Annotated in this window: 4 protein-coding genes; all 4 read left to right on the forward strand. The window is 33.0% G+C overall.

Translation table 11 applies throughout. The features are described from left to right. The first annotated feature begins 37 nt into the window (after nucleotides 1–37). A complete protein-coding gene (locus tag BUC03_RS11945) occupies nucleotides 38–2,809 on the forward strand; it encodes a T9SS type B sorting domain-containing protein (RefSeq protein ID WP_073152302.1) in 2,772 nt (923 codons plus the stop codon). 79 nt (nucleotides 2,810–2,888) lie between these two features. Then, the gene (locus BUC03_RS11950; RefSeq protein WP_073152332.1) at nucleotides 2,889–3,803 is read left to right on the forward strand and encodes a PorP/SprF family type IX secretion system membrane protein; all 915 of its coding nucleotides are present in this window, start codon (nucleotides 2,889–2,891) and stop codon (nucleotides 3,801–3,803) included. A 25-nt stretch (nucleotides 3,804–3,828) separates the two neighbouring features. Next, entirely contained in the window at nucleotides 3,829–5,742 is a 1,914-nt protein-coding gene (locus tag BUC03_RS11955) for an OmpA family protein (protein WP_073152335.1), read from the forward strand. 212 nt (nucleotides 5,743–5,954) lie between these two features. Then, nucleotides 5,955–6,709: hypothetical protein (locus BUC03_RS11960; RefSeq protein WP_143159193.1), on the forward strand; the 755-nt coding region annotated here is incomplete at its 3' end.

Genomic DNA, 6,709 nt, shown 5'->3' on the forward strand with positions numbered 1-6,709 from the left:
GCTATCAGGGTTTATTAAGTTTAAAATAAATTTAAATATGAAGAACATTATACCTCAAAAGAGAATTAATTATTTTCAGTATTTGATTACTGGATTGCTTTTGGTAGCTTCTTTTGTTGCTAGGAGTCAAACCCCTGCGCCTACAGGTAGTACAGATCAATATTTTTGTTCTGCTACTAGTTGGTTAAATGCAGGTTTTACGCAACCAGGTGATACCTTTGAAGAATTGTATATTTATGGTGAAAATTTAACATTTTACGAAGATAATGGAGGGGTTCTAGGTAATGTAATTGCTAATCCTAGTACTTTCGTATTGGTAGATGGAGCTACTTATTATGTAACCCAAACAATTAATGGTTTAGAGAGTAGTCCGTTAACTATTACGGTAGAAGATAGAGAATGTGGTTGTTTTAAAAATCCAGATTTTGAAACTTATAATGGGCAGTCAGATGATTCAGATTATACTATTTATCATCAAGAAAATGAAGATGGTTATAACACCTGTAGTGGTTCTATAATAGGTTTAACACCTGTTGGGTTTAGTAATGTAAATGCAACTGCAGATGGTACTGCTGGTGCTTTAGTTGGCTCAGGTAACGATCCTAAGCAATCAAATATTTCTACAACTAATGCAAGTAACCCTAATTCTAATTACTCATTTCGTTTAAATGATCCAACTAGTGGAAATGATGTTGCTCATATGGAAAAAGATTTTGTAGCTGGTGAGGTTATTTCTTTTAGCTATGCTTTTGTTTTTGAAGATCAAAATCACGATCCGCAAGAGCAACCTTATGTAAACATCGCAATTTATGATGGTAACGGAGATTTATTTGCACAACGTTGTGTAATAACGACCCCGTCAGATTGTATATTAGTAAATGGTACTGGTATAGTTTTATACTCAGACTGGACATGTATGAAAATTAATACGTTAGATATTATTGGAGGTAAAGCAAAATTAGTGGTTACAGCTGCAGATTGTGTATATGTTGCGCATCCAGGATATATATATATGGATGATTTCTTTGTAGGAGATGATGAGGCTTCTTTATGTGATGACCCTAGTTTTGGTTATGTTGCAATGGAAGAGTTTACAGCTAGTTCTACTGCTTTAGATTGTGTAGTTGAGCTAGATTCTTCTTTAGAATCTTGTGGTGCAAACGTAGATTCATCATTACCATTTCCTATAGAGGTTTGTGGTACCGTTAAAGAACCAATTAGTAATACCAATCCAGCTAGCGTTCAAGATTTAACTATAGATCTTACAAAAAATGGTGTACTAATAGGTAGTCTGAGTAACCCTGTATTTAATGGAGATCAATTTTGTTTTACAATTACAGAAAGTGATATTAATATATCCGACGCTTATGGTATTATAGAAATTTCTACAAGTGTAGAATTTAGTTTAGATTGTGGTTCTCCTTATGTAATTGAATCTTCAGATAAAGCAGAGTTAGATATTTGTCCTACAGCACAGTGTGTATCTCCTTTACAAACTTGTGATGATATAGGTACAGGTTTTGGTACTTTTGATTTAACTTCTGCAGACGCAGGTATTAGAGGAACGGATTGGACTGCTGCAGATGTAGATATTTTTTACTATCCATCAGAGATTGATGCTGTAGGTGAAACTAATGTTATTAGTTCTCCAAGTGCTTATACAAATGTAACACCTTATTCAGATGTTGTGTATGCAAGATTAGAATGGCATCCAGCAGGAACAACTACTAGTTGTTATTATATTATGACGATTGATTTGAATGTGTTTGTAGAGCCAGTACTTAATTTACCATCAGAAGTGGTGATTTGCGGATCAAGTCAAGCAAGTGTTCCTTTAATTGCTACCCCACAAAATATTGCAGATTTAACAGATGTAAGTTACTCGTGGAGATTTAATGGTGATTTATTAGCATTTTCTGGTAGTTATTATGAGGCTACAGAGCCTGGGGTTTATGAAATTACAGTAGGAGAGGCAAATTGCCCTATTACAAAAACAGTAAATGTTATATCTATAGATTACGATATTGATTTAGGTGCAGATCCGTTACAGCTTTGTGGCAATGGTAGTACAAACTTGACAGCTACTATTATAGATAATGGTAGCGTACCTGCATTAGATCCAGCATTACTTAGTTATACTTGGAGCACAGGGGAAACTACACAAACTATAGAAGTAGGTCAATCTGGAGTTTATACAGTAGAAGTAGATTATAATGGAGAGTGTATGCAACAAGAATCTGTAGATGTTGTAGTTGCAACATTACCAGAATTGAATCCATTATCAGATTTTGAAATGTGTACAACAGATGTTGTAGATGTAACTGTTACTGTTAATAATTTAGCTGATAATGAGGTGGAGTTTGTATGGTATAAAGATGGTCAAGTTTTAGCTAATGAAACTAGTTCAACAATATCAGTTTCTGATGAAGGTATTTATAAAGTAGAGGTTAATGAAATAGGTTATGGTTTCTGTTTTACTTCAGAAGAGTTTACTGCAGATTTTTATGATAATGCAGACTGTGTTATTTCTCAAGGTTTATCACCAGACTCTCCAGATGGATTAAATGATTTCTTAGATCTTAAGTTTTTATCTGAAAGATCAGGAGTAGAAAACTTGAAAGTCTATAATCGTTATGGAAGAATAGTTTTTGAGAAAGACGATTACGTAAATAGTTTTGCAGGTGTAGATAACGATGGTAACGATCTTAAAACAGGTACGTATTACTATGTTATCGAATTAAGAAATGAGGATCCAGTATTTGGTAAATCTGTAAAAGGTTGGGTTTACATAAATCGTTCTGCAAATTAATAACTACAAATTTTCACTCCACTATAAGGGTGGAGTGAAATTTTAATCTATAAAAATGAAAAAAAACAAAATCTTTAATATGGGAAAAATATATAAAGTATTGTTTGTAACTGTTACCATGTTTTTAGCTATGGACACTTTTGCACAACAAGATCCACAGTATACGCAGTATATGTATAATATGAATGTGGTTAACCCTGCTTATGCTGGCTCAAAAGAAAGTCTAAGTGTAGGGCTTTTATATAGAGACCAGTGGAGTGGTTTAGATGGGGCTCCTAAAACATTTACTTTTAATGCTCATAGTCCAATTGGTGAAAAAACAGGGCTTGGTTTGTCTGCTATTTCAGATGAAAATGGTCCTGTAAAAGAAACCAATGTATATGCAGATTTCTCTTATACACTTAGATTCTCAAACAATGGGAATTTAGCATTTGGTTTAAAAGCAGGAGCTACATTTCATGATGTAAACCTTACAAGTTTACAATTACAGCAGCAGGGTGATAACGCGTTTTCAGAAAATATAAATAATACTTACCCTAATATTGGCGCTGGGGTGTTCTATTATACAGATAAATGGTATGTAGGTTTTTCTGTGCCTAATATGTTGACTTCAACTCATTTAGACGCAGACCCTGACGGAAGAGAATATGGTAATGAAGATACTCACTTTTTTGGTACGGCAGGTTATGTATTTCAACTTTCAGAAAATACAAAATTTAAACCATCAACACTGGTTAAGTCTGCATTTGGAGCGCCGTTATCTTTTGATTTAAATGCTAACTTCTTGTTTTATGAAAAATTTGAAATAGGAGCTTCTTATCGTTATGAAGATGCTGTGAGTGGTTTAATAGGTGTAAAACCTACAGATTGGATGCATATAGGTTTTGCTTATGATCATTCAATTTCAGATATCGAGCAACCTTCTTATGAAGCATTTGTAATATTCGATGTATTCTTTAATCAGAAAACTTATAGATCTCCAAGATATTTCTAGTATAAAACAACAACTAATAAAAGTTATGAGAAAATTATATTATATAATAACAGTCATGTTATTTCTTAGTACTGTTTGTTTACAAGCCCAAAACAAATACACTAAAAAAGCAGATAAGTATTTTAGTCAGTTAAAATATGTGAAAGCTGCAGATAAGTATGAAGATATTGTTTCTGATGGTCATGCAGACGATTATGTTTACAAGCAGTTAGCAGATTCTTATTATAACCTATACAATACCGTAGAGGCAGAAAAGTACTATAAAACTTATTTGAATACAGCAGAAAATCCTGAAGCAGAAGCTTACTTTAATTATGCTCAAGTTCTTAAAGCAAACGGTAACTTTGATGAGTCTAACAGTGCAATGGATCAATTTTCATCATTAATGCCTAATGATGAAAGAGCTATCTCTTACAAGGAAAATAAAAATTATATTAACGACTTGTTAGATTATACTCCAAGATTTACAGTAGAAGAGTTAGAGGGTTTAAACACAGAATTATCTGATTTTGGTATGTACGAGTTTGGTGATAATGTTTATTTTGTTTCTGCTAGAAATCAATCTAGAAAAGATTATGGATGGAACAAGCAGCCAACATTAGATGTATATGTTTCTAAAAAAATGCAGGATAGTATTTTTAAACCAGAATTATTAAAAGGTGACGTAAACTCTAAATATCACGAAGGTACAGTAAGTATTACTCCAGATGGTGAAACTATGTATTTCACTAGAAATGATTATACAGATGGAGATTATGAAAAAGATTCTTTAGGGGTAGGTCAATTAAAAATTTACAAAGCTACATTGATAAATGATAAATGGGATGATGTACAATCTTTACCATTTAATAATTCAGAGTATTCTACGGGTCATACAGCTTTAAGTCCTGATGGAAAAACACTTTATTTCTCTAGTGATATGCCAGGAGGAAGCGGAATGTCAGATTTGTATAAAGTTTCTATTAATGAAGATGGGACTTATGGTACTCCAGTAAATTTAGGTTCTAGTATAAACACTCCAGGAAAAGAAAGTTTCCCTTTTATAGATAGTGAAGGTACATTATACTTTTCAAGTAACGGTCAGTTAGGTTTAGGAGGTTTAGATGTTTTTTATGCAAAAGCTGAAGGAGACGCATTTGGTAAAGTAAAAAACTTAGGACAGCCAATTAACAGTGCAGGAGATGATTTTGCCTATACTTTTAATTTAGATGCAAAAGAAGGTTACTTAAGTTCTAATAGAAGTGGAGTTACAGAAAATGTAGCTAACGATAATCTTTATAAAGTTGTTCAAATAATTCCGTTAAACGAATTATTAGTTGCTGTAGAAGTTACAGATGAAGAAACAGCTAAAGTTATTGAAGGTGCAGAAGTTGTAATTTACAATACAGATACAGAAGAAGAGATTGAAAAATCTATAACTACAGAAGATGGTATGGTGAATTTCACTTTACCAGAAGGGGTGGCTTACGATGTGCAAGTTAATGCTGAAGGATATGAAAGTAATTCAGAGGCTATTGCAGCATCAGAAGTTGGTGAATTAAATTTAGAGATTGCTTTAACTCCAATTAAAGAAATTGTACCACAAAATATAGACTTAAACCCTATATACTTTGAGTTTGATAAGTCTGATATCACTGCAGAAGCAGCATTTGAATTAGATAAATTAGTAGACGTTTTAACTAAGTATCCAAATATGGATATCTTGGTAGAATCTCATACAGATATTAGAGGTAGTAATTCTTATAACCAAAAACTTTCTGAGAGAAGAGCAAAAGCTACAGTAGATTATCTTATAGAAAAAGGAGTTTCTGCAGATAGAATTAGTAGCAATGGTTTAGGGGAAACAAAACCTAAAGTAGATTGTGCAGATAGTTGTACAGAAGAAGATCACCAAACAAATAGACGTTCAGAGTTTACATTAGCATTAAAAATTGACTAAAGTAAATTAAAGTGTATCATATTTGTAAAAACCGTTAGTTTATGCTAGCGGTTTTTTTTATGTCTTAATATTATTTTTATTTCGTTAAATTTTCTTAAATTCCGTGCTCATTTAATACAGCTATTAAATTTTTTTAATAAAAATTTAATATTTGAGGGGGATTTCAAGTATACAGTTGTTATAATTATATAAAAGAACCTTAATTCTAACTTATGAAAAGAATTTTACTAGTAATAGTCATGTTTTTGGGTAGCTATGTTTCTATGCATAGTCAATGTGATGTTTCGGTAACACCCGTGTTGTGCGGAGACCCCACTAATAATGTTTATATTGTTGACCCTACTGTGGATGTAGCTATGCAAATTAACGATGCTTTAGGAGTTCCGGTTACAGGTGTTAGTTGGTTAGCACCTAGAGACTTTTTGTATATGGCTCCCTCTCAAACACTTTATTTAGGGACAAATTCAACAAATATTTTTACAAATACTACTTATTTTAATGGTAATCCACATTCAAGTGCATTAAATCCTTATCCTACGGCAGGAGCTCAAGCTAATGCTACATATACTTATACTTATACTTTGCCTGGAACTGCTGGCTGCTCGCCAAGTTCAGGACAGATAACTATTATTACAGGAGGTTTCACTTACGATAGTTTTTGTAAAGACGATACCACTACTTTAAACGATATTCCTTTAGAAGGGTATAATGCTTTAGGTGGCTTAAATTGGTATACAGATGCTGCAGGTACAGTATCTATAGCAGCTACTACACAAATTCAAGGTGGGCAAACTTATTACGTAGATCTTGGTATAACTGGCTGTAGTCAAGTTTTTCCTGTTGTGATTGAGTATGGTACGCCTGTTCCAGAAGCAGAGTCATTACAGACTTTTTGTACCGCAGCTACCTGGGCGGCAGCAGGCTTTACAAACCCAACAGATGATTTGTCATCCGTTTTAGTTTGTGG

Source organism: Mesonia phycicola (assembly GCF_900141885.1).
GTDB lineage: Bacteria > Bacteroidota > Bacteroidia > Flavobacteriales > Flavobacteriaceae > Mesonia > Mesonia phycicola.

Bases quoted from the DNA above. Each gene is read 5' to 3' on its own strand.
- BUC03_RS11945 (WP_073152302.1), top strand. From the start codon at position 38: ATGAAGAACATTATACCTCAAAAGAGAATTAATTATTTTCAGTATTTG.
- BUC03_RS11950 (WP_073152332.1), top strand. From the start codon at position 2,889: ATGGGAAAAATATATAAAGTATTGTTTGTAACTGTTACCATGTTTTTA.
- BUC03_RS11955 (WP_073152335.1), top strand. From the start codon at position 3,829: ATGAGAAAATTATATTATATAATAACAGTCATGTTATTTCTTAGTACT.